Origin of the sequence: Bradyrhizobium diazoefficiens (assembly GCF_016612535.1) — a bacterium.
GTDB classification, from domain to species: Bacteria; Pseudomonadota; Alphaproteobacteria; order Rhizobiales; family Xanthobacteraceae; genus Bradyrhizobium; species Bradyrhizobium diazoefficiens_C.
The window spans coordinates 1,817,526-1,842,782 of sequence record NZ_JAENXS010000002.1 but is presented as its reverse complement, the minus strand read 5'-3'; the positions used below and the strand labels follow the sequence as shown (position 1 = coordinate 1,842,782).

Sequence of the window (25,257 nt, the reverse complement as noted above, 5' to 3'; positions counted from 1 at the left end):
CGCCGGACGCCCGGCCGGCGCATTCGCGGCAAAGCAATTTGATTGACCATATCCGCCAATTGCGGGAGCGGGTGTCCGCCCCCCGTCTCAGGTCGCTTGCGTCGCACACCATGTCGCGGCGATACTGTGCCCGGCCGCTCGAATCTCATCTGGAGGGGATATGAAAGTTAACATCGAAATCGACTGCACCCCCTTGGAGGCCCGCCAGTTCTTCGGATTGCCGGACGTCTCGCCGATGCAGGTTGCCGTCATGGACAAGCTGCAGCAGCAGGTCTTGAGCAATATCGACAAGGTCTCGCCGGAAGCGATCATCCAGAGCTGGTTCACGTTCGATCCGAAGCTCGCCGAGCGGTTTCAGGACATGTTTGTCACCATGGCCGGTCTTGGTGGGACACGCAGTACCGACAAGAAGAAATGAATAATGTCGCCCGGGCGAGACCGAGCACGGGCATCAGGCCAGCTTCGTCCGCCGAGCCTCGGCCTGCTTCTCGCCGAAGCCCGTAGCCTTTTCGAGTTCAACGCCAGCCTGCTGCTGTCGCCGGTCCTGATGCGCGCGCCCAGAGGCGATGGCCATCCGGTGCTGACGCTGCCGGGCTTTCTCGCCAGCGATCTGTCGATGGCGCCGATGCGGCGCTATCTCGGCGAGCTCGGCTATGATGCGCATGCCTGGCGGATGGGCCGCAATCTCGGTGGCCTCACGCGAATGCGGGAAGCCCTGCACACGCGCCTTGCCGAAATTCATGCCGCAAGCGGACGCAAGGTCAGCCTGGTCGGATGGAGCCTCGGCGGCGTCTATGCCCGCGATCTCGCGCTCCAGGCGCCCGACATGGTCCGCAATGTCATCACGCTCGGCAGTCCCTTTGCCAATGACGTGCGGGCGACCAATGCGACGGCGCTCTATGAGAGGATGTCGGGCGACCGCGCCGAGGATTTTGCGGAAGCGCGCGCGGCGATCGCCGGCGATCTCCCGGTGCCCGCGACCTCGATCTTTTCGCGCGCCGACGGTGTCGTGAACTGGCGGACCTGCCAGTTGCGCCCCTCCGACCGCGCCGAGAACATCGAAGTGTACCTGGCAAGCCATATCGGGCTCGGGGTGAACCCGGCTGCGTTGTGGGCCGTGGCGGATCGCCTGGCGCAACCGGAGGGGGAGTTCTGGCCATTTGGCCGGGCAGGGCCGTTTGCCATTGCATATGCCCCGCCGGAGCGGGCAGTATTGGCCTGACGAGAAGCGCCACTCAAGGCGCCCGTCAAATTCTTCGGGAGGGAACTATGGCTGACGGTAAGAAGCTGTCGTCGCTGGACGCGTCGTTTCTCTATCTGGAAACGCCGGAAATGCCGATGCATGTCGGCAGCATGGCGATCTTTCGCCTGCCCGACGATTACAAGGGCGACTTCTTCGAAGAGTTCAAGGCGATGATCGTCTCGCGGCTGCATATCGCGCCGATCCTGAAAGCGCGGTTGGAGAAGGCGCCGCTCGATATCGACCATCCCTCCTGGGTCGAGGACGATCAGTTCGACATCGACCGTCACATCTTTCGCGGTAGCCTGCCCGCGCCGCACGACCGCGCCACGCTCGAGCGCATCGTCGGCTGGATGCATGCGAAGCTCCTGAACCGCGCCCGCCCGCTCTGGGAGTTCTACGTGTTCGAGGGCATGAAGGACAACGAGGTCGGACTTTATTCCAAGATGCACCATGCCGCCATCGACGGCGGCGCCGGTGCGGCTCTGACCAACATGATCTACGATATCTCGCCGATCCCGCGGAAGGTCGATCCGCCGGCGGGCGGGTCGAAGCCCGGACAGCAGCCGCGCGATATTGCGGCCAATCTGCTGGATTCCTATCAGCAGCTCTTCACCCAGCCGCTCGATGCCTCGGCGGCGGCGAAGAACCTGCAATTGCCGCGGACGGGCAAGAGCGACATCGGCTCGATCCTGTTCGACAACGCGATGTACCAGATCGAGAGTGCGGTACGCTTTGCCGGCAATATTCCGACCATGGTCAAGAGTGTCTCCGACGTGCTCGGCAAGATATCAGATCCGAAGTCGCGCGAGAGCCTCGCCAGCATGGTGTCACCGCCAACCATGCTCAACAAGTCGATTTCGTCGGAGCGCAGTTTTGCCGGCGTGTCGATTTCATTGTCGCGATCCAAGGCGCTGGCCAAACAGGCCGGCGGCAAGCTCAACGATGTGGTGCTGGCGCTCGCCTCCGGCGTGGTTCGGCGCTATCTCCTGCAATACGCCACACTGCCGGCGAAATCCTTGACCGCTGCCGTGCCGATCTCGCTGCGCGAGGAGGGCAACACCGAGGCCAACAACCAGGTGTTCGGCATGATCTGCTCGATCGCGACCAATATCGAGGACCCCAAGGCGCGGCTGGAAGCCATCATCGCGCAATCGACCAAGTCCAAGGAGATGTCGCATCCGTTGCGCGCCCTGATGCCGCAGGTCTCCAACATCTCGATGCTGGGGGCGCCGATCATCGTCCAGATCATGGCGCTGCTCTACAGCCGCTCCGACCTGTCGGACGTGCTGCCGCCGGTGGCCAACATCACGGTGTCCAACGTGCCGGGGCCACGGCAGACGCTCTATGCCGCGGGTGCCGAGCTGCTGCACATCTTCCCGGTATCGATCTCGACGCATGGGCAGGCGCTCAACATCACCGTGCAGAGCTACCGTGATCAGCTCGATTTCGGCTTCATCGTCGGGGCGAATATCATTCCGCATGTGCAGGTGATGTGCGATATGCTGCCGGAGGAGTTTGCCGCGCTCGAAGCGGCGTATATGCCGCCCGCGGCCGACATCAAGGGCGCGGCCGAATAGAAGATTTGCCAGGACGTTTGCAATGATCGAAATGCCGCCGCTCAAGTTCGCGCAGACGAACGGAATTCGCATGGGCTATTACGAGGCGGGCCCCGTGACCGACAAACCGCCGGTGGTGCTGTGCCACGGCTGGCCCGAAATCGCCTTCTCCTGGCGTCACCAGATCAAGGGGCTGAGCGAGGCCGGCATCCGGGTGATCGCGCCGGACCAGCGTGGCTATGGCGCGACCGACCGGCCCGAGCCGGTCGAAGCCTATGACATGGAGCATCTGACCGGCGATCTCGTCGGGCTGCTCGACCATCTCAACATCGACAAGGCGATCTTCGTCGGCCACGACTGGGGCGGCTTCGTCGTCTGGCAAATGCCGTTGCGGCATCCCACGCGCGTCGCTGGCGTGGTCGGCGTCAACACGCCGCATTGGGACCGCGCACCGATGGATCCAATCGTGCTGTTTCGCCAGCGCTTCGGCGACCAGATGTACATCGTCCAGTTCCAGGACCCCGCGCGCGAACCCGACAGGATTTTTGGCGGCCGCGTCGAGCAGACCTTTGACGCCTTCATGCGCAAGCCGTTGCCACGGCCGGCGGAGAAACCAGGCGAGCAGCCGATCGCGGGCGTCGGTGCCTCCTCGAAGACGAACCTCGCGTTCCCGCAGATGATCGCGGCCTATGATGCCAATGTCGATCCGCGCACGCCGATTCTTTCGGCCGACGAGAAGAAGGTGTTCGTCGAGACCTTCACGAAGACCGGCTTCACCGGTGGCATCAACTGGTACCGCAATTTCACCCGCAATTGGGAGCGTTCGAAGGGGCTGGATCACCACATCAGTGTGCCGTCGCTGATGATCATGGCCGAGAACGACGCCGTGCTGCCGCCGTCGGCGGCCGACGGCATGGAGAAGCTGGTGTCCGACCTCGAGAAGTATCTGGTGAAGGACAGCGGCCATTGGACGCAGCAGGAGAAGCCGGAAGAGGTCAGCGCCAAGTTGATCGAATGGCGTAGAAGACGGTTTGGCTAGCCTTGACGACCAGGGCAGGGGGGAAGCGCAGTTAATGTCATCGAAGAACCGTCTGGACCCGATCCCGCAGCCGCCGACCAAACCGGTCGTCGGCAACATGCTGTCGCTGGATTCGGCTGCGCCCGTGCAGCACCTGACGCGGCTGGCGAAGGAGCTCGGGCCGATCTTCTGGCTCGACATGATGGGTTCGCCGATCGTCGTCGTCTCCGGCCACGATCTCGTCGACGAGATCTCGGATGAAAAGCGGTTCGACAAGACGGTGCGCGGTGCGCTGCGGCGCGTGCGCGCGGTCGGCGGCGACGGGCTGTTCACGGCCGACACCAGGGAGCCGAACTGGAGCAAGGCGCACAACATCCTGCTGCAGCCGTTCGGCAACCGCGCCATGCAGTCCTACCATCCGAGCATGGTCGACATCGCCGAGCAGCTCGTCCAAAAATGGGAGCGCCTGAACGCCGACGAGGAGATCGACGTCGTCCACGACATGACCGCGCTGACGCTGGATACAATCGGTCTGTGCGGTTTCGACTACCGCTTCAACTCGTTCTACCGGCGCGACTACCATCCTTTCGTCGAGTCGCTGGTGCGCTCGCTCGAAACCATCATGATGACGCGCGGCCTGCCGTTCGAGCAGGTATGGATGCAGAAGCGACGCAAGACCATGGGCGAAGACGTCGCCTTCATGAACAAGATGGTTGACGAGATCATCGCCGAGCGCCGCAAGAGCGCCGACGCGGTTGACGGCAAGAAGGACATGCTGGCCGCAATGATGACCGGCGTCGACCGCTCGACCGGCGAGCAGCTCGACGACGTCAACATTCGTTACCAGATCAACACGTTCCTGATTGCGGGCCACGAGACCACCAGCGGCCTTTTGTCGACCACGCTCTATGCACTGTTGAAGCATCCGGACATTCTCAAGAAAGCCTATGACGAGGTCGATCGCGTCTTCGCCCCCGACGCCAACGCGAAGCCGACCTATCAGCAGGTGACGCAGCTCACCTACATCACGCAGATCCTGAAAGAGGCGCTGCGGCTGTGGCCGCCGGCGCCGGCCTACGGCATCTCGCCGCTACAGGACCAGACCATCGGTGGCGGCAAGTACAAGCTTCGGAAGGGCACCTTCACCACGGTCCTGGTGACGGCGCTGCACCGCGATCCCAGCGTCTGGGGACCCAATCCTGACGCCTTCGATCCCGAGAATTTCAGCCGCGAATCCGAGGCCAAGCGGCCGGTCAATGCCTGGAAGCCGTTCGGCAACGGCCAGCGTGCCTGCATCGGCCGCGGCTTTGCCATGCACGAGGCCGCACTCGCGCTCGGCATGATCCTCCAGCGCTTCAAGCTGATCGACCACCAGCGCTACCAGATGCATCTGAAGGAAACGCTGACGATGAAGCCGGAAGGCTTCAAGATCAAGGTACGTCCGCGCGCCGATCGCGAGCGCGGCGCCTATGGCGGGGCTGCGGCCGCGATTTCCGCGCCGAAGGCACCGCGTCAGCCCACAGCGCGGCCCGGCCACAACACGCCGATGCTGGTGCTCTACGGCTCCAATCTCGGCACGGCCGAGGAACTCGCGACGCGCATGGCCGACCTTGCCGAGATCAACGGCTTTGCCGTGCATCTCGGGCCACTCGACGATTACGTCGACAAGCTGCCACGGGAGGGCGGCGTGCTGATCATCTGCGCCTCCTATAACGGCGCGCCGCCGGACAATGCGTCGCAATTCGTCAAATGGCTTGGCGACGATCTGCCGAAGGACGCCTTCGCCAACGTCCGCTACGCCGTGTTCGGCTGCGGCAACAGCGACTGGGCCGCAACCTATCAATCGGTGCCGCGTTTCATCGACGAGCAATTGTCGAAGCATGGCGCACGCGCCGTTTATCCGCGCGGCGAGGGTGACGCGCGTAGCGATCTCGACGGCCAGTTCCAGAAATGGTTCCCGGCAGCGGCCCAGGTTGCGACCAAGGAATTCGGCATCGACTGGAATTTCACCCGCACCGCCGAGGACGATCCGCTCTATGCGATCGAGCCGGTGGCGGTGACCGCGGTCAACACCATCGTCGCCCAGGGCGGCGCGGTCGCGATGAAAGTGCTGGTCAATGATGAGCTCCAGAACAAGGGCGGGTCCAATCCTTCGGAACGTTCGACGCGTCATATCGAAGTCCAACTGCCGTCCAATATCACCTACCGCGTCGGCGATCATCTGAGCGTCGTCCCACGCAACGACCCGACGCTGGTGGATTCGGTTGCACGTCGCTTCGGCTTCCTGCCGGCCGACCAGATCAGGCTCCAGGTCGCGGAGGGCCGCCGCGCGCAATTGCCGGTCGGCGATGCCGTGTCGGTCGGCCGCCTACTCAGCGAGTTCGTCGAGCTGCAGCAGGTGGCGACGCGGAAACAGATCCAGATCATGGCGGAGCACACCCGCTGCCCTGTCACCAAACCGAAGCTGCTGGCCTTTGTCGGCGAGGGGGCCGCGCCGCTCGCGCTTTACCAGGCCGAGATTCTGGCGCGGCGCAAATCGGTATTCGACATGTTGCTAGAATATCCGGCCTGCGAATTGCCGTTCCACGTCTATCTGGAAATGCTCTCGCTGCTGGCGCCGCGGTATTACTCGATCTCGTCCTCGCCGTCGGTCGATCCAACGCGTTGTAGCGTCACGGTCGGTGTGGTCGAAGGGCCGGCCGCTTCGGGGCGCGGCACCTACAAGGGCATCTGCTCGAACTATCTCGCCAATCGGCGCGCGGGCGATGCGATCTACGCGACCGTGCGCGAGACCAAGGCCGGCTTCCGGCTGCCGGATGATTCGTCGGTGCCGATCATCATGATTGGTCCCGGCACGGGGCTCGCGCCGTTCCGCGGCTTCCTTCAGGAGCGCGCCGCACGCAAGGCGAAGGGCGCCAGCCTTGGACCGTCCATGTTGTTTTTCGGTTGCCGCCATCCGGACCAGGATTTTCTCTACGCGGACGAGCTGAAGGCGCTTGCCGCCAGCGGCATCACCGAGTTCTTCACCGCGTTCTCGCGCACGGATGGCCCCAAGACCTATGTCCAGCACGTCCTCGCCGAGCAGAAGGACAAGGTCTGGCCGCTGATCGAGCAGGGCGCGATCGTCTATGTCTGCGGCGACGGCAGCAAGATGGAGCCCGATGTGAAGGCCGCGCTGGTCGCGATCCATCGCGAGAAGAGCGGCAGCGATGCGGCTGCCAGCGCACGCTGGATCGAGGACATGGGCGCGAAGAGCCGCTATGTACTGGACGTCTGGGCGGGCGGGTGATTACTCGTCCGATCGTGCTAAACCTAGCGCATGATTCCCTGGGAAAAACTCGATACCGCCAAAATCCCCGGCTCCGGCGAGGAGCTCCGCCTGATGCGGCGGGGCAAAGAGTTCTCCATCAAGCTCGGCACCAACGAGCTGATGAACAATCGCCTGTCAGGCTCCGAAGCCGCGCTCGCAACGCTTGCAGCGAAGCAGATCGAGACGGTCGCAAAACCCGTCGTCCTGATCGGTGGCCTCGGCATGGGTTTTACCTTGCGCGCGGCTCTGGCCGTGCTTGGATCTAAGGCGAAGATCGTGGTCTCCGAGCTCGTGCCGGCGGTCGTCGCCTGGGCGCGAGGTCCGATGGCGCAGGTCTTCGGCGACAGCCTCGATGATGTCAGGGTGAGCATCCGGGAAACCGATGTCGGCGAAATCATTCGGGCGAAGAGCTCGGCCTTCGACGCCATTCTCCTCGACGTCGACAACGGGCCCGAAGGGCTGACCCGGAAGGGCAATGACGCGCTCTACAGTGCGACCGGATTGAAGGCAGCGAAGACGGCGCTGCGACCAGGCGGCGTGCTTGCCGTCTGGTCGTCGGGACCGAACCCCGCATTCACCAAGCGGCTTACGAGCGCCGGTTTCGACGTCAACGAGGTCAACGTCCGCGCCACCGGCAGGGGCGGCGGTGCGCGCCATGTGATCTGGATCGCGAGGAAGAGTTAGGCAGCCTTCGCCGCTGCGCCATGCGCGTGCTTGTCGATGGCGCCGATGATCTCCGGCCAGAACCGCGCTGGCAGCGCGTGGCCCATGCCGTCGATCATCAACAGTTTTGCGCCGGGAATTGATGCGGCCGTGTCCTTGCCGCCTTCGGGCCGCACCAGCGGATCGACGGTGCCATGGATCACCAGTGTCGGCGTCCTCACGCCATACAGCCGTTCCTTGCGGCTGCCGGAGGCGAGCACGGCGCGGAGCTGCCGGCCGACACCAGCCGGATTGAGGCCGCGCGCGAAGACACGTTCGGCACGGCCGGGATCGAGCGCCTCTTCCTCCGGGAAGGACCCTGCGCGCAGCACCTTCCAGGTCTGGCCGTAGCGGACGATGAACTCCTCCTTGCTGCGCGGCGGCGGCGCCATCAGCATGGCGGCGGCCTCCCGCGTCGGTGGCGGCACGCGCGGATTGCCTGTCGTCGACATGATCGAGGTCAGCGAGCGCACGCGCTCGGGAAACGACAGCGTCACTTCTTGCGCGATCATGCCGCCCATGGAGGCGCCGACCAGATGCGCCGACTTGATGCCGAGCGCATCCATCAGGCCGACGGTGTCCTTGGCCATGTCGATCAGCTGGTAGGTCGCGGCCACGGGGATCCTGAGGAAGCGCAGCTTCAGCAGTTCGAGCGGCGTCAGCCGCTTGCCGCCTGTGAGATGGCTGGATTTGCCGATGTCGCGATTGTCGAAGCGGATCACGCGAAAACCGCGTGCGGCGAGCTGCTCGCAGAACCCATCGTCCCAATGGATCATCTGCGCCCCGAGCCCCATGATCAGCAGCAGCGGCTCGGCATTGTCGTTGCCGAAGATCTCGTAGCAGATGTCGATGCCGTTGGCGCGGACGGTCTGGGGAGGCTGATGGGCGGAGGCGTTCACGGGCGCATTCCCTCGAATTCTTTGATCTTCGCTGTATCGCACGGTTTTGTTCCGCGAAGAAGCCGCGTGCACGACACTGGTTGACCGGCCCCTCGCAACGGTGTGGTATGGCGGGAAACGAAGGGCACAAGCTCTCCACATTGGGAGGACGCTGATGACCGACAAGATCAACGATCCGGTCGCCTTGTGGCAGAAGATGGTTGGCGAGATGGAGAAGGGGTTCAACTCCTTCGCCACCAAGGCGATGGAGACACCCGAGTTCTCGCAAGCCGTGAACCGCGCCGGCGGTGTTGCTGCAGGTGCTCAGAAGCAATTCGGCGATCTCATGGAGAAGTACCTGCTCTCGATGAATCTGCCGAGCCGCGAGCAGATGACCGGCATCGCCGAACGGTTGCAAGCCATTGAAGGCCAGATTGGCGAGATCAGGTCGATGCTGAGCCAGATGTCGGCCAACTCGGGCGACGCGCCGATCGGCGCTGCGCCGCGGCCGCCGCGCACAAAACGTCCGCCCTCCGAAGGCGGAGAGCAGAAATGAACGCGCCGACTGGGCTTGATTTTGCAGCGATCCCCGAGCGCATTCAGTCCGAGGTGCAGCGTGCCATCCAGCGCAGCATCAAGGGCGTCGAATATTTCTCGACCTCCGGTCCCACACTGGGATCGACGCCGAAGGACGTGCTGCATTCGCGCGGCACGATGAGCCTCTATCACTATCGGCCGATGTCGGACGAGATTTATCGCGTGCCGGTCCTGGTCGTGATGGCGACCACCAATCGCGGCTACATTCTCGATCTCGTGCCCGGCCAGAGTTTCATCGAGTTCCTGCTGAAGCGCGGCTACGACGTCTACATGCTCGACTGGAGCGCGCCGCGGCCGGAGGAGAAGAGCCTGCGCATGGAGGACTATGTTCTGGACTTCGTCCCGGATTGTGTCCGCCGCGTGCAGGCCGATTCCGGCGAGCAGGACGTCTCCGTGATCGGCTATTGCTTCGGCGGCGTGCTGTCGCTGCTCTACGGCTCGATCTTCCCGGACGGGCCGATGAAGAACTTGATCTGCTTCACTACGCCGATCGATTTCCGCGAGATGAAGCTGTTTTCGAATTTCTCCGACCGCCGCTATTTCGATGTCGACCGTCTCGTCGACAGCGTCGGCAACGTCCCGCCGGAGATGATCTTGTCCTCGTTCGAGATGTTGCGCCCGGCCTCGCGGACCGTGAGCCAGATCCAGCTATGGGAGAACATCTGGAACGACGAGTTCGTAAAGTCCTACCGGATGTTCGACCGCTGGGCGACCGATACGCTGCCGCTGGCGGGCGAATATTTCCGTACCATCACCAAAGACCTGATGTGGGACAACAAGCTCTACAACGACACCATGTCGGTCGGGGGGCGGCCAGCGAAGCTCGAGAACATCAAGGTGCCGATGCTGCACGCGGTCGCCGAGCACGATCACATCGTGCCCTATGACGCGGCCAAGCATCTGATCACGAAGATCGGCTCCGAAGACAAGGAAGAGGTGATGCTGAAAGGCGGTCACGTCTCGCTGGTCGCCGGCGCCAACGCGGTAAAGCGGCTGTGGCCGAAACTGGATTCCTGGTTGGGGACGAGATCGACATGAGTGAGCAGCGTTCCTATCCGCGTCACGTCAAGACCGACGCGGGCGACATCGAGATCCGCCTGATGTCACCTGCGGACGAAGCCGCGGTGCTCGCCTTCGGCAAGGGCCTGCCGCCCCATGACCTGCTGTTCTTGCCGCGCAACATCAGCGAGCCGAAGGTGCTGTCCGCCTGGGTCAAGGAGATCGACCGCGGCGCGATCACGAGCCTGCTCGCGGTGAGGAACGGCAACGTCGTCGGTTGCGGCACGCTGGTGCGTGACCCGCATTCCTGGTCGCCTCATGTCGGCGAGATCCGGATGGTGGTCTCCCCCGAGGTCCGCGGCAAGGGGGTGGGCAAGGCGCTGTCGCAGGAGACTTTTGCGCTCGCGCTCGGGGCGGGGCTGGAAAAGCTCTCGGTCCAGATGACGGTGGACCAGCAGGCGGCGATCGCGCTGTTCGAGAGCCTCGGCTTCAAGGCCGAGGCGCTGCTGCGGGACCATGTCCGGGACGTCGGAGGCAAAACCCACGACATTGTGGTGCTCGGCCATAACATTGCGCAGGTCCAGGCTCAGATGGAGGCCTACGGGCTGCCAGGCGCCGTCCAGCACTAAAAAGCGCCGTCCAGCACTGGAGCGCCGTCCAGCAACCAAAAAGTGGAATTCAACCCCATGCACAGTAGAGCGGCGGCCAGCAAGGCAGCAGATTGCCTCCCGTTAAGGCTGTTCACGAAATTGTGATATCGCAGTGCAGCATTAATATTGCATCGCACAATTAACTATGCCATATAAGCCGTGCCCCGGGCCATCGAGGACGGGGTGAGCCCATAGCTCAACGCAATGAGGATGGAGAGAACCCCATGACCACTGAAACCAACACCGCTTTCGAAGGCTTCAAGGACGCTTTCAAGAACATCCAGAACCTGGAAGTTCCCGAGGCCGCCCGCGAATTCGTCAAGAAGACCGCCAACACCGCCAAGGACCGTGCTGCCGAAGTGTTCGCTGGCTCCGAGCGCGTGACCGCCGCCGTCGAGAACGCGGTGACCGAGTCCGTCACGGAAGCCGGCAAGATCAGCCGCAACATCCAGCAGGCGATCTACGACGACGCCCAGGCGTTCTTTGCCGGCATCGACAAGCTCGCGTCCGCCAAGTCGTTCAGCGAAGCCGTCGAGATCCAGTCGAGCCTGCTCCGCGCCAGCGGCGAAACCTTCGTCTCGCGTACCAAGGCGACCACCGATTATCTCGGCAAGCTCGCCGCCAACGGTGCGAAGTCCGCTCAGGACAACTTTGCCAAGGTCTACAGCAAGACCGCCTGATCTGGCGCCCTGAGACCAAACTGAATTTGAGGCCCGCTTCGGCGGGCCTTTTGTTTTTGCGCTGTCGTCATTGCTTCGCTTCGCTCACAATGACGAGTACTGTGATGCAGTGATAACTCCACCCGCCACCTTCTCCTTCGACACTCCCGGCGACGCCGAGCGCGCGGCCGAGTTGCGGCGCGTGAAAGCGCTGGCGACGCTGGTGCTGGCGTCGACGCTGGCGCTCTTTGTCGTCACGAAATGGCTTCTGCCTGTGCATCCCGTGTTCGGCTTCATCGCCGCCTTCGCGGAAGCCGCGACCATTGGCGGGCTTGCCGACTGGTATGCCGTGGTCGCCCTGTTCAAGCGACCGCTCGGCCTGCCGATCCCGCACACGGCAATCATCCAGAGCAATCAGGCCCGCATCGCCGACAAGCTCGGCGAGTTCATTCAAGTGCATTTCCTTGAAGCCGCCCCGGTCGAGGCCAAGTTGAACGAAATCGACTTCGGCTCCTTCGTCGCGGACTGGCTGCGCGACCGCAAGCGCAGCGATGATCTGGCGCGCTTTGCACTGCGTCTGCTGCCGGAAGCCGTCTCCGCGACCGAAAGCTCCGGCCTGATGACCTTCATCATCCGCCGGATGTCCTCGCAGCTTCAGGCGATCGATCTCGCGCCGCTTGCGGCCGGCACGTTGCGTGGCTTCGTTGCGGAGGGGCGGCACCAGATCTTGTTCGATGACCTCCTGCGCGTGATGCACGAGACGCTGAACCAGCCAGAGACGATGGCGATGATCCGCGAGAAGGTGCGCGCGGAATTGCCGACCCTGCTGAGGCTCTATCGCGCCGACAAGTTTCTGGTCAACAAGATCGTGTCGTCCGCCACCGCCTTCTTCAATGAGGTGCGTAGCGATCCCAAACATCCGTTCCGCGGTGAGTTCGACCGGATGGTGCTGAGCTTCGTCGACCGGCTCGGCACCGACCAAGCCTATATCGACCGCATCGATGGATTGAAGCGCGATCTGCTCGCGCGGCCCGAGCTTGCCGATCTCGCCCGCACGGTCTGGGCCAATACGCGCTCCTTCATCGAGCGCAGCGCGAGCGGCGAAACGCAGGTGCTGCAGCATCATCTCGCCGGCATGTTCGTTTCGGCGGGCGAGGCGCTCGCCGGCGATGCCGAGCTGCGTGGCGAGATCAACAAGGGCCTGGTGACGGTGCTGCGCAGCTTCGTCGCCGACCAGAAGAGCGGCGTCTCCACTTTCATCTCCGATCAGGTCAAGGCGTGGGATATGGCGCAGTTGATTTCGCTGATCGAAATCAACATCGGACGCGACCTGCAATACATCCGCTTCAACGGCTCGCTGATCGGCGGGCTCGCCGGTCTCGCGCTTTACTCCGTAGAATTCCTGCTCCGATTGTTGTGACTTTTGCGTCACGCCCGTTAGCATTAACGCACGCGCCTATTGTCGCCTTGCGTCTCACCCGCTTGAATGTGCGGAACCGGCCGCCTAGCTGATTCATGTTGCGCTGCGGAACGATCGAGAAGCCGGCGTATTGGAATTCATGCCTATTTGCCGGCATCACGCCCGGCGCCTTTCCAGGAATTCTTGCCCAGGGGATCCATTGATGACCGCTACCGCCCAGACGCTGCGTCCGCCGTCCCGTACCCTGATGTTTCTGGAGGGGCGCGCGATCCATGAGTTTGGCGCATTCCTCGGCGCGTTGCCGCTGCTGAGCCTCGCGCCGCGCGGCGACGGGCATCCTGTGCTGGTGCTGCCGGGCCTTGTGGCCTCCGACGCGTCAACGCGCGCGCTGCGCACATTTCTGACCAGCAAGGGCTATGCGGTGAGCGGCTGGCGCCAGGGCCGCAATTACGGCCTGCGCGAGGGCGTGCAGCACGCCATGGTCGATCTGGTCGAGGAGCTCAGCGACAAGCATGGCCGCAAGATCAGCCTGGTCGGCTGGAGCCTCGGCGGCCTCTACGCCCGCCAGCTCGCCAAGATGATGCCCGATCGCGTGCGCCAGGTGATCACGCTCGGCAGCCCCTTTGCCGGCGATCCTCATTCGACCAATGCCTGGCGCGTCTATGAATGGGCCAGCGGGCGGAAGTCCGACGAGGTCGATCCGCAGTTCGGCGGGGAACTCGCCGTTCCGCCGCCGGTGCCGACCACCGCCATCTTCAGCCGCACCGATGGCGTCTGCGCCTGGCAGGGCTGCATGGAAAAGGCCGGCGCGCAGACCGAAAGCATTGAGGTCGACAGCAGCCATTGCGGCATGGGCCATCACCCCGCCGTCGTCTATGCCGTCGCCGACCGCCTCGCGCAGAAGGAAGGTCAGTGGCAGCCCTTCGATCGCAGCGGCTGGCGCAGCCTGGCCTATCCCGATCCGCACCGGTGATTGCTTCGCCTCTCCCCGCTTGCGGAGAGAGGCCGGAATTTGCGATGAGCAAATTCCGGGTGAGAGGGACTCTCCGCGAGTCCGTCTACCACTGAGTTTGCTGATGCAGCCCCTCACCCCAACCCTCTCCCCGTAAGACTAGCTTGGGCACAGATCTCTTGCACAGAATGAATCGCCTGTGATTCTGTGTAGGCCGTCGTGATTCTGGCAGCGGAGCGATGGCGGAGATGGATATCGGCTATTTCGGCGACGAGCGTCTTAAAAAAATGGCGCTCTGTTGCTTGCGCGTGTCTGCGAGCGACAGACGGTTTGTCTGCGCAAACTTGGCGAGGATCGCGCCGAGAAGGTCAAATTTCGGCGCTTTTTGATGAATGAGCGGGTCACGGTCGACAAGATGGTGATCCGCGCGCGAGCGCGTCTGCGTGAGATTGCGGCCGGCCGGCACGTCCTGGCGATCCAGGATACCAGCGAGATCAACTATGAGGCCAAGCGAGGGCGCAAGCGCGATCTCGGCCGGGTGGGCAATGGCCGTGACGTCGGCCTGTTCGTGCATCCCGTTCTGACGGTTGATGCAGAAACAGGTCACTGTCTGGGCCTGGCCGACGTGCAGGTCTGGCGCCGCTTTAAAACCAAGGCCGCCGACTATCGCAAGCAGCCGATTGAGGAAAAGGAATCCTATCGATGGGTGAAGGGCCCGCGGCGGGCCAAATGGGGCCTGACCAAGGCGAGCATGATCACAGTGATCGACGATCGCGAAGGAGACATTTATGAGAAGTGGGCTCGCCTGCCGGATCGTCGCACGCATCTGTTGAGCCGCGCGTGCCGGGATCGTGCAACAACAGGCGACCGCGCTCTGTTTGCGACCATGGCGGCACTGCCCGAGCAACATCGCTTGGCGATCGATCTGCCGGCGCGGGCAGGCAAGCGCCAGGCTCGTCAAGCGCAGTTGGCGGTGCGGTTCGGAACGGTCGTCGTCTGTCGGCCAGCATCCTGCTCCGATCCCCACGCGCCGCGCCAAATTGAACTCTCCGCGGTCGAAGTCCGCGAGATTGATCCGCCGAGCGGCGAGGAACCTGTCCTGTGGCGTTTGCTGACCACCCATGATGTCGAAACTGTCGAACAGGCTGTCACGGTGATCGGCTGGTACCGCCAGCGCTGGCATGTCGAACAATTGTTCAGGACCGTGAAGCGCCAAGGCCTTGATCTCGAGGCGAGCGTTCTTGCCGAAGGCGCGGCGCTGGAAAAGCTCGCCGTTATCGCTCTCATCGCCGCGTGCCAAACCATGCAACTCGTGCTCGCGCGCGCCTCGCTCGACGATAGCCAACCTGCCTCGCACGTCTTTGACGATCGCGAAATGCAGGTTCTATCGGCCTTGCAGGAACGTTTGCGGGGCCGCACCGCCAAACAGCAAAATCCCCATATACCAAGCAGCCTTGCTTGGGCCGGCTGGACCATCGCCCGCCTCGGTGGCTGGACCGGTTACGAGAGCGACAAATCCAACGGCCCAATCACAATGCGCGACGGGCTCGAACGCTTCCGAGCCATCGCCCAAGGCTTCTTCCTCGCCAAAAATGTGTGCCCAAGCTAGCCCCGTAAGAACGGGGAGAGGGAGTAAGACCGTCGTTTCCGTCCATTGTCCCATCCGCACCAAACGCGCTATGCCTCGCGCATGGCGCATCCGTTGTCCCGCATCATCGATCAGCTCAAGCGCGAGCCGTCGCGCACCGGCTCGATCATTGTCACCATGTTCGGCGATGCCATTGTGCCGCGCGGCGGTTCGGTGTGGCTCGGCACGCTGCTGGCGTTCTTCGAGAGCCTCGACATCGATGCGGGTGTGGTGCGCACGGCGATGTCGCGCCTCGCTGCCGATGGCTGGTTGACGCGCGAAAAGGTCGGCCGCAACAGCTTCTATTGTCTTGCAGAGAAGGGCCGCGAGACGTTCCAGGCCGCGACGCGCCACATCTACGATCCGCCGCCGTCGGACTGGACCGGCCGCTTCGAGCTGCTGCTGATCGGCAATGGGGAGGACCGCGACGCCTCGCGCGAAGCCTTGCGCAATGCCGGCTTCGGCAGCCCGCTGCCGGGCGTCTGGCTCGCTCCGTCAGGCGTGCCGGTGCCGGTGGAAGCTGCGGGTGCCATCCGACTTGAAGTCTCGGCTGAGGATGACAGCGGCCGACGCCTGCTCAGCGCAAGCTGGCCGCTGGAGCGGACCGCCGACGCCTATCTGAAATTCATGAAGACGTTCGAGCCGCTTCGCGCTGCGCTCGCGCGCGGCACGAATTTGTCCGAGGCGGATGCCTTCACCGCGCGCATCCTGCTGATCCACTATTACCGCCGCGTGGTGCTGCGCGATCCCCTGTTGCCTGAAAGCCTGCTGCCGGCGGATTGGCCGCGCAGGGCCGCGCGAGAGCTCTGTGGCGAGATCTACCGCGCGCTGCTTGCTCCGTCCGAACAATGGCTTGATAGCCATGGAACGAATGAAAAGGGGGCGCTCCCGCCGGCCCGAAAACTCCTGGAAAAGAGATTTGGGGGCTGATTTATATGTTACAGAAATATCTTGCATAAAGTAATTTTTGTTATATATTGCCTCCCAATCAAACGGGAGGATGCGCATGTATACCCAGGCGCTGAACACGGCCGAGACCGACGATCGCGGTCTGGAGGACGCGGCCAGGGCCGCGCAGTTTCAGGCGCGCATCGACGCCGAAGAGCGCATCGAGCCGAACGACTGGATGCCGGCGGCCTATCGCAAGACGCTCACCCGCCAGATTTCCCAGCACGCGCATTCCGAAATCGTCGGCATGCTGCCCGAAGGCAACTGGATCACACGCGCGCCGTCCCTGCGCCGCAAGGCCGCGCTGCTCGCCAAGGTTCAGGACGAATGCGGCCACGGGCTCTATCTCTACGCCGCCGCCGAGACGCTTGGCACTTCGCGCGAAGAGCTGGTCGACGCCATGCTCGCCGGCAAGGCCAAATATTCCTCCATCTTCAACTATCCGACGCTGACCTGGGCAGACATCGGCACCATCGGCTGGCTGGTCGACGGCGCCGCGATCATGAACCAGATCCCGTTGTGTCGCTGCTCCTACGGCCCCTATGCGCGCGCGATGATCCGCGTCTGCAAGGAGGAGTCGTTTCACCAGCGCCAGGGCTACGAGATCATGATGACGCTGTGCCGCGGCTCCGACGAGCAGAAGGCGATGGCGCAGGACGCGCTGGACAGGTGGTGGTGGCCGGTGCTGGTGATGTTCGGCCCGCCGGATGCGACGAGCCAGCACAGCGACACCTCGACGAAGTGGAAGATCAAGCGCTTCTCCAATGACGAGCTGCGCCAGAAGTTCGTCGATGCCACCGTGCCGCAGGCGCAATATCTCGGCCTCACCATTCCCGATCCCGGCATGACGCAGGATTCGGACGGACACTGGCGCTACAGCGAGATCGACTGGACCGAATTCAAGCAGGTGCTCGCCGGCAACGGCCCGTGCAACCGTGATCGCATGAACGCGCGCCGCAAGGCCCATGATGAGGGCGCCTGGGTGCGCGAAGCGGCCGCCGCCTATGCAGCGAAGCGCGCGCAGCGTCAGACCGCGCAGGCCGCGGAATAGGAGATCAAAATGGCCACGCCGAATACACCGTTGTGGGAAGTCTTCATTCGCAGCCGCAATGGGCTCGCGCACAAGCATGTCGGATCGCTGCATGCCAGCGACACCACCATGGCCCTGCAGGCCGCCCGCGACATCTACACCCGCCGCGGCGAGGGCCTCTCGATCTGGGTGGTGCCATCGAGCGCGATCACCGCGAGCGATCCCGCCGAGAAGGGCATGATGTTCGAGCCGGCGGAGTCCAAGATCTACCGTCATCCGACGTTCTATGAGGTGCCCGAAGAAGTGGGGCACATGTGATGGCCGCCGCCAACGTCCAGGTCTCGGAAACGCCGCTGGTGCTTTATGCCCTGCGCCGCGCCGATGATGCGCTGATCCTCGGTCACCGGCTGTCGGAATGGTGTGGCCATGCGCCGATGATGGAAGAGGACATGGCGCTCTCCAACATTGCGCTCGATCTCATCGGCCAGGCCCGCGAACTCTATACCTACGCCGCCAAGGTCGAGGGCAAGGACAACGACGAGGACAAGCTCGCTTACCTGCGCGACGTCAGGCAGTACCGCAATCTGCTGCTGGTCGAGCAGCCGAATGGCGACTTCGCCCAGACCCTGGTGCGCCAGTTCTTCTATTCCGCCTTCGCCGATCTCTACTGGCGCGCCATGATGACCTCGCGCGACGCGACGCTGGCAGCGATCGCCGCGAAGTCGGAGAAGGAAAGCGCCTATCATCTGCGCCACGCCTCGGAATGGATCATCCGGCTCGGCGACGGCACGGACGAGAGCCATCAACGGGCGCAGGCCGCGATTGATCACCTTTGGGCCTTTACGGGCGAGATGTTTGCCATCGATGACGGCGAGCGCGCCCTGATCCATGCCGGTATCGCTATCGATCCCGGGACTTTGCGCGGTCGCTGGCTGACAACGCTCTCCGACGTCACCAGTGAGGCCACGCTGGCGCTGCCGCAAAACGACTGGATGCAGCAGGGCGGCCGTTCCGGCCGGCACAGCGAGCATCTCGGCCATCTCCTGTCCGAGCTGCAATCGATGCAGCGCACTTTTCCGGGGCAGACATGGTGATGGAGCTGGAGCACGACAGCGAACTGCGCCGCCGCGCCTGGGAGGCCGCGGCGAGCGTGGTCGATCCCGAAATTCCGGTCTTGACCATCGCCGATCTCGGCGTGCTCCGCGATGTCGCCCTGGATGGCGAACACGTCGAGGTCGCGATCACGCCGACCTATTCGGGCTGTCCCGCCATGAACATGATCGCGCTCGAAATCGAGCTGGCGCTGGAGCGCGCGGGCTTTCACCGGCCGAAAGTCCGCACCGTGCTGTCGCCGGCCTGGACCACCGACTGGATGAGCGAGGAGGGCCGGCGCAAGCTGCGTGCCTACGGCATCGCGCCGCCGCAAGCCTCAAGCTCGCGCCGCACGCTGTTCGGCGAGCAGGCCGTCGCGTGCCCGCAATGCGGCTCGGAAAATACCGAGCTCCTGTCTGAATTCGGCTCGACCTCCTGCAAGGCGCTCTGGCGCTGCAAATCCTGCCGCGAACCCTTCGATTATTTCAAGTGTCATTGATCATGTCAGTAGCCGCACCGCGCTTCCATCGCCTGGCCGTAAAGGATCTCCGCCGTGAGGCCTCGGACGCGGTCTCGATGACCTTCACGATCCCCGGCGAGCTCGCCGGCGATTACGCTTTCAGCCCCGGTCAGTATCTCACGCTCCGCATCACACTCGATGGAGAGGAGGTGCGCCGTTCCTATTCCATCTGCTCCGGCCCCGACGACGGCGAGATCCGCATTGCGGTGAAGAAGGTCGACGGCGGCGCGTTTTCGAGCTGGGCGGCCGACGAGTTGAAACGCGGCGACGAGCTCGAGGTGATGACACCGACGGGACGTTTCGGTGTGGTCCCGCCGGCCGAGACGGGGCGCATCCATGTCGGCTTTGCCGCGGGATCCGGCATCACGCCGATCCTGTCGATCGTCAAGGGCGTGCTGGCGCGCGAGCCACAAAGCCGCTTTTTCCTGTTCTACGGCAACCGCGCGACCGATAACATCATGTTCCTCGAAGCGCTGGAGGAGCTGAAGGACCGCTTCATCGACCGTCTCTCGATCTTCCACGTCATCTCCGGCGAGGAGCAGGATATCCCGATCCTGCATGGCCGGCTCGACGGCGACAAGGTGAGGGTGCTGCTGCGCTCGGTGGTTCCGGCGGCTAGCATCGATCATGTCTTCATCTGTGGTCCTCTCGGCATGAGCGAGGAGATCGAGACGACCTGTCGCGACCTCGGCATCGCCGAAGATCGCATTCACGTTGAACGCTTCGTCTCGGAATTCGGCGGCAAGCCGCGCCCGAAGAAAGCCGTTGCTCCCGATGCGCAGCCGAAGGCGATTGCCTCCCTGATCATCGACGGTAAGCGTCGCGACGTGCCGGTCGCCGAGGACGAGGCCATCCTCGATGCCGCGTTGCGTGCAGGCGTCGATCTGCCTTTCGCCTGCAAAGGTGGCATGTGCTCGACCTGCCGGGCAAAGCTGGTCGAAGGCGAGGCACCGATGGACCTCAACTATTCGCTGGAGCCTTGGGAGTTGAAAGCCGGCTTTGTTCTCACCTGCCAGGCCAAGCCATCTTCGGAGCGGATCGTGGTCGATTACGACCACGTTTGACAGTGCAATCCAACCGGCAGAACATCATGAGCAAACAATTGGTCGGGAGAAGCGCGTGAACGTCAAAGCCGCCCTGTCGCCTGAGGATGTTGCCCGCGCCTGCGCCGATGCGATGTGGGCTGAAGACGATGCCTCCAAGGGGCTCGGCATGGAGATCGTCGAGATCGGTCCCGGCTTTGCTACGCTCGCCATGATTGTGCGACCGGACATGGTCAACGGCCAGCGCATCGCTCATGGCGGCTTCATCTTTACGCTCGCCGATTCTGCCTTCGCCTTTGCCTGCAATTCACGCAATGATCGTGTGGTCGCTGCACAAGGGCAGATCACCTTCATCAAGCCGGGCAAGCTCGGCGACCGCCTCGTTGCGCAAGCGCGCGAGGTGATCCGCGGCGGCCGCTCCGGCATCTATGACGTGCGCGTCACCGCAGGCGATACTGTCGTCGCCGAATTTCGTGGGCATTCGCGTGTCATTCCCGGCACGTGGCTGCCGGCGCAGGACCAATGAAAAAAGAACGAACCAATGAGGGGATACGAGAATGGCTTCGACGAAGCCCAGGGAAGGCGGCAACGTCTATAGGGCCGAGATGGACGCGCAGGAGCGCGTCTCACGTGACGAGATCATGGCGCTGCAGACGCAGCGGCTGGCCTGGTCGCTGAAGCATGCCTACGACAACGTCGCGCATTATCGCAAGGCCTTCGACAAGGCCGGCGTGCATCCGTCCGACTTTCGCGAGCTGTCCGATCTCGCGAAATTTCCCTTCACGGTGAAGACGGATTTGCGCGACAATTATCCCTTCAACATGTTTGCAGTGCCGCGCGAAAGACTGGTGCGCGTGCATGCCTCCTCAGGAACGACCGGCAAGCCGATCGTGGTTGGCTACACCCAGCGTGACATCGACACCTGGTCGGAGGTGATGGCGCGCTCGATCCGCGCCGCCGGCGGCCGCACCGGCATGATCATCCACAATGCCTATGGCTATGGCCTCTTCACCGGCGGGCTCGGTGTTCACTACGGCGCCGAAAAGCTCGGCTGCACGGTGGTGCCGATCTCGGGCGGCATGACCGAGCGGCAGGTGCAGCTCATCAACGATTTCCGCCCTGATATCATCACGGTGACGCCGAGCTACATGCTGGCGATCCTGGACGAATTCAAGCGCCAGAAGCTCGATCCGCGCCAATGCTCGCTCAAGGTCGGCATTTTCGGTGCCGAGCCCTGGACCAATGCCATGCGCGGTGAGATCGAGGACGCCTTCGATATGGATGCGACCGACATCTATGGCCTCTCCGAGGTGATCGGCCCCGGCGTCGCGCAGGAATGCATCGAGAGCAAGGACGGCCTGCATATCTGGGAGGACCATTTCTATCCCGAGGTGATCGATCCCGTGACCGGTGCGGTGCTGCCCGACGGCGACAAGGGCGAGCTCGTGTTCACCTCGCTGACTAAGGAAGCGTTTCCGGTGATCCGCTATCGCACGCGCGACCTGACCCGGCTGCTGCCGGGTACGGCGCGGCCGGGCATGCGGCGGATGGAGAAGGTGACGGGCCGCTCGGACGACATGATCATCCTGCGCGGCGTCAATTTGTTCCCGACCCAGATCGAGGAGGTGCTGCTCGCGACCGACTGGTGCGGCGGGCACTTCATCCTCGAATTGACTCGGGAAGGCCGCATGGACGAGCTGACCATCATTGCCGAGGCGCGGCCCGAAAGCTGGGACGGCCGAGGTCTCGTCGACCATGCCGACCGGATCTCGACGCACATCAAGAACACGATCGGGATCAGCTCGAGGGTTCAGGTGGTCGCGCCGGCCACGCTGGAGCGCTCGCTCGGCAAGGCCAGGCGGCTCTACGACAAGCGGCCCAAGGACTGACTTGACGGATTGACTTGACCGCCCCCAAGGGCGACAAGGCCCGCGAGAAATCGCGGGTCTTTCCATGTCGCCAGCCGAACCCAAAACCGTCGAGGCGCGTTGCGTTCGCCTCAATGCCAAGGCCGAAAACGCCGCTGCGATTGTGCCTAGCGTCGAGCGTCAGACGCTGATGCGCAGTTCGAGCGATCTCCTGATCGAGGTGAAGGCCGCCGCCGTCAACCCGTCCGACGTCAAGGCTGCGACCGGGCTGATGCCCTACGCCGTGTTCCCGCGCACGCCCGGCCGTGACTACGCCGGCGTGGTGATCGATGGTCCGGCCGGCACGATCGGCCGCGAGGTGTTCGGCTCTTCCGGTGATCTCGGCGTCCGCCGCGACGGCACGCACGCAAGCCATCTGGTGGTCGAGGCTGACGCAGTGGTGGAGAAGCCCAAGACGGCGTCGTGGGAAGAGGCCGCCGGCATCGGCGTGCCCTTCGTCACGGCCATGGAAGGCTTTCGCCGCGCCGGGATTCCGAAGAGCGGTGAGACTGTTTTGGTGTTTGGCGTCAACGGCAAGGTCGGCCAAGCCGCGGTGCAGATCGCGACCTGGCAGGGCGCGCGCGTCATTGGCGTGGTGCGCAAGGCGGAAGCCTATGAAGGCCACAGCAACGCGCCGATCGAGGTGATTGACGCTTCCGCCGTCGATGTCGCCACGCGCGTCCGCGAATTGACCGGTGGCAAGGGCGCCGACATTGTCTTCAACACGGTCGGCGATCCCTATTTTCAGGCCGCGCACAAATCGCTCGCGTTGCGTGGCCGCCAGATCCTGATCGCCGCGATCGACCGGATCGTGCAGTTCAACATCCTCGAATTCTACCGGGGGCAGCACACCTATGTCGGCATCGACACGCTCGGCCTGTCCTCTGCGGCAACCGGTGCCGTGCTGCACGAACTCGGTCCAGGCTTTGCAGGCGGCCAGCTGAAGCCGTTCCCGATCAAGGCGAACGCGATCTATCCGCTCGAGCGCGCGAAGGAAGCCTACGTTGCGGTCGCCGGCTCGTCCCGCGATCGGGTGATCCTGAAGCCGTAATCATGGAGCAGCCCACCCAACTCGTCATCCTCGCCGGCCTTGTCATCGGGCTCATCTACGGCTCCGTCGGCCTGCTCAGCGGCTTCTGCCTGATGAGCAGCATGCGCGGCTTTCTGGCGGAGGGGGACGGGCGGCTGGTGCGGAGTTACGCGCTGGCGATTGCTGTCGCGATCGCCGCCAGCCAGTTCCTCGCCGGCAGGGGCATGGTCGATCTCGGCAGGTCGATCTACCTGCAACAGACCTTCTCGGCGCCGGTGCTGTTTTTCGGCGGCCTGCTGTTTGGCTACGGCATGGTGCTGTCGAACGGCTGCGGCTCGCGCGCGCTGGTGCTGCTCGGCCGCGGCAATCTCCGCTCCTTTGTCGTCGTGATCGTGCTCGCCATTGCCGCGCAGATGACGCTGAAGGGCCTGATCGCACCGGCCCGTATCGCGCTGGTCCAGGCCTCGCAGACCACCGTCATCACCAATTCGCTGCCGTCGCTATTCGCGACGCTCGGTCCCACGGAAGCCGTCTCGCGCGCGCTGGCTGCTGCGGTGATGGTCGTTGTGTTGATCCTGTTTGCTTTCGCCCATCCGGAGTTTCGCCGCTCGCCGGGCCAGATCGCGACGGGCGTCATCGTCGGTTTGCTCGTCGCCTGTGGCTGGTACGTCACCGGCTATCTCGGTGCCGATGACTTCAATCCCGTCCCGGTGACCTCGCTCACCTTCATCGCGCCAATCGCCGACGCCTTGCAATACGCCATGCTCTCGACCGGCCTGACGCTCAACTTCGGCATCGCGACCGTTGGCGGGGTCTTTGCGGGCAGTCTGGTGACGGCGCTCATCACGGGCCGTTTCTATCTCGAAGGCTATTCGTCGCCGCTCCACATGCTGCGCTCGGCTGGTGGCGCGGCGCTGATGGGGATTGGCGGCGTGATGGCGTTCGGCTGCTCGATCGGCCAGGGGCTCACCGGCATGTCGACCCTCGCGGTAGGCTCGTTCATAGCGATCGCCGGCATCCTACTCGGCACAACGGCAGGTTTGCGCGGTGCGCTCCGTGTTCAGCCGCTCGCCGCGGCCTGACGGCGCAGCAACCGGTCGCCCAGCGTCGCAAGGCCAATGCCGGCGACGATCAGTCCGGCCGCGACGGCCAGGCTGATGTCGATAGGCTCACCCAGCAGGACCGCGGCACTGGCGATGCCGACGAGCGGCGTCGCGGTGGTACCGAGCGCCGTCGTCAGGGCCGAGATGCTCTTGTTGACCATCGACATTGCCCAATAAGCCAAAGCCGTTCCGATCAGGCCGGAATACAGGAACAGCAACACCAGCCTCCACGACCATTCCGCGTGCGGAAGGCCATCCACGATCACCGCCGACGCTGTGAGCACGATCGTTGCCACAAGCACTTGCCAGATCAGCAGCTGGAGCGGGGAGGCGATCCAGCGATGCGCGCGGATGTAGATGATGTTGGCCGCCCAGGAGATCGCGGCCAGGATCACCATGCCGGCGCCAAGCAGGACGTTCGCGTTGGTCCAGTCGATCGACGCCGGGTTCAGGATCACGGCAAGGCCAATCAGCCCAAGTAACGCACCTGCGAGCTTTGGCGCCGTGAGCGTATCCTTTCCGAGCAAGGGTGCTGCGATCGCGACCCAGAGCGGCGTGGTGTAGCCGAGCACGATGGCCTTGCTCGCAGGCAGAAAGCGTACACCGGCTGCAACCAGGACAGAGAATATCGTCATGTGCAGCACCGCGACGCTCAGGATCACCGGAATGTCGCGCCGATCCGGGATCACCAGATTATTGCTCAGTCCGAGGATCACGAACAGTCCAGCCAGCGCGATCCAGCTCCGGATCGCCGACGTCCACAGCGGCGGAAGGAATTGCACGATCTGCTTCGTCATCGACCAGTTCACGCCCCAGGCCAGCACGACGATGAGAAACAGGCCGATAGCCGTGCGCGGAGACAGGGAGGAGTTCATCGCAAGGTCCTTGAAGTAGTCCGATCTGGTGGATAGCATCCGTATTGGCACCAGAAAAAGTGCCAGATGGGAGAAGCTAAAGGTGCCAGTTTCCGAGG

The 25,257-nt window shown here is 63.6% G+C and carries 25 protein-coding genes; 23 read left to right on the top strand and 2 right to left on the bottom strand.

Annotation, left to right across the window (positions count from 1 at the left end; all coding sequences use genetic code 11):
• The first annotated feature begins 160 nt into the window (after positions 1-160).
• From JJE66_RS25570 to JJE66_RS25545, 6 genes are read left to right on the top strand one after another with little or no spacing between them, the layout of a single operon-like run.
• Complete coding sequence (locus tag JJE66_RS25570) at positions 161-418, top strand: DUF6489 family protein (protein ID WP_200517231.1); 258 nt, start codon at positions 161-163, stop codon at positions 416-418.
• A 3-nt stretch (positions 419-421) separates the two neighbouring features.
• A complete protein-coding gene (locus JJE66_RS25565) occupies positions 422-1,222 on the top strand; it encodes a triacylglycerol lipase (protein ID WP_200517230.1) in 801 nt (266 codons plus the stop codon).
• Positions 1,223-1,269: 47 nt separating this feature from the next.
• Positions 1,270-2,820: a wax ester/triacylglycerol synthase family O-acyltransferase gene (locus JJE66_RS25560; RefSeq protein WP_200517229.1), complete on the top strand. Its 1,551-nt coding sequence runs from the start codon at positions 1,270-1,272 to the stop codon at positions 2,818-2,820.
• A gap of 22 nt (positions 2,821-2,842) precedes the next feature.
• Entirely contained in the window at positions 2,843-3,838 is a 996-nt protein-coding gene (locus JJE66_RS25555) for an alpha/beta fold hydrolase (RefSeq protein ID WP_200517228.1), read from the top strand.
• Between the two features lie 34 nt (positions 3,839-3,872).
• Positions 3,873-7,106 carry a bifunctional cytochrome P450/NADPH--P450 reductase gene (locus JJE66_RS25550; protein WP_200517227.1) on the top strand — a complete coding sequence of 1,078 codons (3,234 nt, stop codon included), beginning with the start codon at positions 3,873-3,875 and terminating at the stop codon, positions 7,104-7,106.
• A gap of 30 nt (positions 7,107-7,136) precedes the next feature.
• Complete coding sequence (locus JJE66_RS25545) at positions 7,137-7,811, top strand: spermidine synthase (RefSeq protein WP_200517226.1); 675 nt, start codon at positions 7,137-7,139, stop codon at positions 7,809-7,811.
• Here the strand turns inward: JJE66_RS25545 and JJE66_RS25540 are convergent.
• Positions 7,808-8,728 carry an alpha/beta fold hydrolase gene (locus JJE66_RS25540; protein WP_200517225.1) on the bottom strand — a complete coding sequence of 307 codons (921 nt, stop codon included), beginning with the start codon at positions 8,726-8,728 and terminating at the stop codon, positions 7,808-7,810. The genes JJE66_RS25545 and JJE66_RS25540 overlap by 4 nt on opposite strands.
• A 154-nt stretch (positions 8,729-8,882) precedes the next feature.
• Here JJE66_RS25540 and JJE66_RS25535 point away from each other — a divergent pair, with 154 nt between their 5' ends.
• The 17 genes from JJE66_RS25535 (at position 8,883) to JJE66_RS25455 (ending at position 24,263) form a co-directional block, all read left to right on the top strand.
• Positions 8,883-9,263, top strand: a complete 381-nt coding sequence (locus JJE66_RS25535; RefSeq protein ID WP_200517224.1) for a hypothetical protein — start codon at positions 8,883-8,885, stop codon at positions 9,261-9,263.
• Positions 9,260-10,342: an alpha/beta hydrolase gene (locus JJE66_RS25530; protein WP_200517223.1), complete on the top strand. Its 1,083-nt coding sequence runs from the start codon at positions 9,260-9,262 to the stop codon at positions 10,340-10,342. The genes JJE66_RS25535 and JJE66_RS25530 overlap by 4 nt, the downstream gene beginning before the upstream one ends.
• Positions 10,339-10,932 carry a GNAT family N-acetyltransferase gene (locus JJE66_RS25525; protein WP_200517222.1) on the top strand — a complete coding sequence of 198 codons (594 nt, stop codon included), beginning with the start codon at positions 10,339-10,341 and terminating at the stop codon, positions 10,930-10,932. The genes JJE66_RS25530 and JJE66_RS25525 overlap by 4 nt, the downstream gene beginning before the upstream one ends.
• A gap of 245 nt (positions 10,933-11,177) precedes the next feature.
• Positions 11,178-11,633 (top strand): phasin, encoded by a 456-nt coding sequence (locus tag JJE66_RS25520; protein WP_200517221.1) that lies wholly within the window; start codon positions 11,178-11,180, stop codon positions 11,631-11,633.
• Positions 11,634-11,745: 112 nt separating this feature from the next.
• The gene (locus tag JJE66_RS25515) at positions 11,746-13,032 is read left to right on the top strand and encodes a DUF445 domain-containing protein (protein ID WP_200518768.1); all 1,287 of its coding nucleotides are present in this window, start codon (positions 11,746-11,748) and stop codon (positions 13,030-13,032) included.
• Between the two features lie 202 nt (positions 13,033-13,234).
• Positions 13,235-14,005 (top strand): triacylglycerol lipase, encoded by a 771-nt coding sequence (locus JJE66_RS25510; RefSeq protein ID WP_200517220.1) that lies wholly within the window; start codon positions 13,235-13,237, stop codon positions 14,003-14,005.
• 367 nt (positions 14,006-14,372) lie between these two features.
• Positions 14,373-15,593, top strand: coding sequence for an IS4 family transposase (locus JJE66_RS25505; RefSeq protein WP_200514142.1), 1,221 nt, complete (start codon positions 14,373-14,375; stop codon positions 15,591-15,593).
• Positions 15,594-15,674: 81 nt separating this feature from the next.
• Positions 15,675-16,541 (top strand): phenylacetic acid degradation operon negative regulatory protein PaaX, encoded by an 867-nt coding sequence (gene paaX / locus JJE66_RS25500; RefSeq protein ID WP_200517219.1) that lies wholly within the window; start codon positions 15,675-15,677, stop codon positions 16,539-16,541.
• Positions 16,542-16,617: 76 nt separating this feature from the next.
• Positions 16,618-17,610, top strand: coding sequence for a 1,2-phenylacetyl-CoA epoxidase subunit PaaA (paaA, locus tag JJE66_RS25495; protein WP_200517218.1), 993 nt, complete (start codon positions 16,618-16,620; stop codon positions 17,608-17,610).
• Positions 17,611-17,619: 9 nt separating this feature from the next.
• A complete protein-coding gene (paaB, locus tag JJE66_RS25490) occupies positions 17,620-17,907 on the top strand; it encodes a 1,2-phenylacetyl-CoA epoxidase subunit PaaB (protein ID WP_024340040.1) in 288 nt (95 codons plus the stop codon).
• Positions 17,907-18,683: a 1,2-phenylacetyl-CoA epoxidase subunit PaaC gene (paaC, locus tag JJE66_RS25485; protein ID WP_200517217.1), complete on the top strand. Its 777-nt coding sequence runs from the start codon at positions 17,907-17,909 to the stop codon at positions 18,681-18,683. The genes paaB and paaC overlap by 1 nt, the downstream gene beginning before the upstream one ends.
• Positions 18,677-19,180, top strand: coding sequence for a 1,2-phenylacetyl-CoA epoxidase subunit PaaD (gene paaD, locus JJE66_RS25480; RefSeq protein ID WP_200517216.1), 504 nt, complete (start codon positions 18,677-18,679; stop codon positions 19,178-19,180). Before paaC ends, paaD begins: the two co-directional genes overlap by 7 nt.
• Before the next feature lie 2 nt (positions 19,181-19,182).
• Positions 19,183-20,265 carry a 1,2-phenylacetyl-CoA epoxidase subunit PaaE gene (gene paaE / locus JJE66_RS25475; RefSeq protein WP_200517215.1) on the top strand — a complete coding sequence of 361 codons (1,083 nt, stop codon included), beginning with the start codon at positions 19,183-19,185 and terminating at the stop codon, positions 20,263-20,265.
• Positions 20,266-20,320: 55 nt separating this feature from the next.
• Complete coding sequence (gene paaI / locus JJE66_RS25470) at positions 20,321-20,770, top strand: hydroxyphenylacetyl-CoA thioesterase PaaI (protein ID WP_200517214.1); 450 nt, start codon at positions 20,321-20,323, stop codon at positions 20,768-20,770.
• A 31-nt stretch (positions 20,771-20,801) separates the two neighbouring features.
• Positions 20,802-22,133, top strand: coding sequence for a phenylacetate--CoA ligase PaaK (gene paaK / locus JJE66_RS25465; protein ID WP_200517213.1), 1,332 nt, complete (start codon positions 20,802-20,804; stop codon positions 22,131-22,133).
• 64 nt (positions 22,134-22,197) lie between these two features.
• A complete protein-coding gene (locus JJE66_RS25460; RefSeq protein ID WP_200517212.1) occupies positions 22,198-23,202 on the top strand; it encodes a zinc-binding alcohol dehydrogenase family protein in 1,005 nt (334 codons plus the stop codon).
• A gap of 2 nt (positions 23,203-23,204) precedes the next feature.
• Positions 23,205-24,263 carry a YeeE/YedE family protein gene (locus JJE66_RS25455; RefSeq protein WP_200517211.1) on the top strand — a complete coding sequence of 353 codons (1,059 nt, stop codon included), beginning with the start codon at positions 23,205-23,207 and terminating at the stop codon, positions 24,261-24,263.
• On the opposite strand, the gene JJE66_RS25450 is transcribed toward JJE66_RS25455, so the two are convergent.
• Complete coding sequence (locus JJE66_RS25450; RefSeq protein ID WP_246756526.1) at positions 24,242-25,198, bottom strand: DMT family transporter; 957 nt, start codon at positions 25,196-25,198, stop codon at positions 24,242-24,244. The genes JJE66_RS25455 and JJE66_RS25450 overlap by 22 nt on opposite strands.
• Positions 25,199-25,257: the final 59 nt, after the last annotated feature.

Excerpts from the sequence above, each read along its gene's own strand:
- JJE66_RS25535 (WP_200517224.1), top strand. The coding sequence starts at position 8,883 with ATGACCGACAAGATCAACGATCCGGTCGCCTTGTGGCAGAAGATGGTT.
- JJE66_RS25570 (WP_200517231.1), top strand. The coding sequence starts at position 161 with ATGAAAGTTAACATCGAAATCGACTGCACCCCCTTGGAGGCCCGCCAG.
- JJE66_RS25525 (WP_200517222.1), top strand. The coding sequence starts at position 10,339 with ATGAGTGAGCAGCGTTCCTATCCGCGTCACGTCAAGACCGACGCGGGC.
- paaB (WP_024340040.1), top strand. The coding sequence starts at position 17,620 with ATGGCCACGCCGAATACACCGTTGTGGGAAGTCTTCATTCGCAGCCGC.
- JJE66_RS25530 (WP_200517223.1), top strand. The coding sequence starts at position 9,260 with ATGAACGCGCCGACTGGGCTTGATTTTGCAGCGATCCCCGAGCGCATT.
- JJE66_RS25520 (WP_200517221.1), top strand. The coding sequence starts at position 11,178 with ATGACCACTGAAACCAACACCGCTTTCGAAGGCTTCAAGGACGCTTTC.
- JJE66_RS25505 (WP_200514142.1), top strand. The coding sequence starts at position 14,373 with ATGAATGAGCGGGTCACGGTCGACAAGATGGTGATCCGCGCGCGAGCG.
- paaA (WP_200517218.1), top strand. The coding sequence starts at position 16,618 with ATGTATACCCAGGCGCTGAACACGGCCGAGACCGACGATCGCGGTCTG.
- paaX (WP_200517219.1), top strand. The coding sequence starts at position 15,675 with ATGGCGCATCCGTTGTCCCGCATCATCGATCAGCTCAAGCGCGAGCCG.
- paaC (WP_200517217.1), top strand. The coding sequence starts at position 17,907 with ATGGCCGCCGCCAACGTCCAGGTCTCGGAAACGCCGCTGGTGCTTTAT.
- JJE66_RS25450 (WP_246756526.1), bottom strand. The coding sequence starts at position 25,198 with ATGCTATCCACCAGATCGGACTACTTCAAGGACCTTGCGATGAACTCC.
- JJE66_RS25560 (WP_200517229.1), top strand. The coding sequence starts at position 1,270 with ATGGCTGACGGTAAGAAGCTGTCGTCGCTGGACGCGTCGTTTCTCTAT.
- JJE66_RS25550 (WP_200517227.1), top strand. The coding sequence starts at position 3,873 with ATGTCATCGAAGAACCGTCTGGACCCGATCCCGCAGCCGCCGACCAAA.
- JJE66_RS25510 (WP_200517220.1), top strand. The coding sequence starts at position 13,235 with ATGACCGCTACCGCCCAGACGCTGCGTCCGCCGTCCCGTACCCTGATG.
- JJE66_RS25555 (WP_200517228.1), top strand. The coding sequence starts at position 2,843 with ATGATCGAAATGCCGCCGCTCAAGTTCGCGCAGACGAACGGAATTCGC.
- paaD (WP_200517216.1), top strand. The coding sequence starts at position 18,677 with ATGGTGATGGAGCTGGAGCACGACAGCGAACTGCGCCGCCGCGCCTGG.
- JJE66_RS25565 (WP_200517230.1), top strand. The coding sequence starts at position 422 with ATGTCGCCCGGGCGAGACCGAGCACGGGCATCAGGCCAGCTTCGTCCG.
- JJE66_RS25455 (WP_200517211.1), top strand. The coding sequence starts at position 23,205 with ATGGAGCAGCCCACCCAACTCGTCATCCTCGCCGGCCTTGTCATCGGG.
- paaE (WP_200517215.1), top strand. The coding sequence starts at position 19,183 with ATGTCAGTAGCCGCACCGCGCTTCCATCGCCTGGCCGTAAAGGATCTC.
- JJE66_RS25460 (WP_200517212.1), top strand. The coding sequence starts at position 22,198 with ATGTCGCCAGCCGAACCCAAAACCGTCGAGGCGCGTTGCGTTCGCCTC.
- JJE66_RS25545 (WP_200517226.1), top strand. The coding sequence starts at position 7,137 with ATGATTCCCTGGGAAAAACTCGATACCGCCAAAATCCCCGGCTCCGGC.
- paaK (WP_200517213.1), top strand. The coding sequence starts at position 20,802 with ATGGCTTCGACGAAGCCCAGGGAAGGCGGCAACGTCTATAGGGCCGAG.